Below are 276 nucleotides of genomic sequence, written 5' to 3' on the forward strand. Positions count from 1 at the left end.
CTTCTCTGACGCGCTCACCGCGGTCCCGCTCTGGATCGCCTTCGTCGTCGGCCGGCGCGCGGCCAACCGTCGCTACACCTACGGCTACGGGCGGGCGGAGGACCTCGCCGGGCTCTTCATCGTTGCGATGATCGCGCTCTCGGCCGTGGTCGCAGGTGTCGAGGCGGTCCGGCGCCTGCTCGATCCGGCTCCCGTCGAGCACCTGGGCTGGGTCGCCCTCGCTGGGCTCGTCGGCTTCCTCGGCAACGAACTCGTCGCGGTCTACCGCATCCGGGT

General features: G+C 71.4%; 1 protein-coding gene. It reads left to right on the forward strand.

The window, feature by feature from the left end; translation table 11 throughout:
- On the forward strand, nucleotides 1-276 hold a 276-nt coding region (locus ACSNOK_RS34180; protein ID WP_436784621.1), incomplete at both ends, for a cation diffusion facilitator family transporter.

The sequence above is a fragment of the Streptomyces sp. URMC 126 genome (assembly GCF_051386555.1).
In the GTDB taxonomy this organism is placed as follows: domain Bacteria; phylum Actinomycetota; class Actinomycetes; order Streptomycetales; family Streptomycetaceae; genus Streptomyces.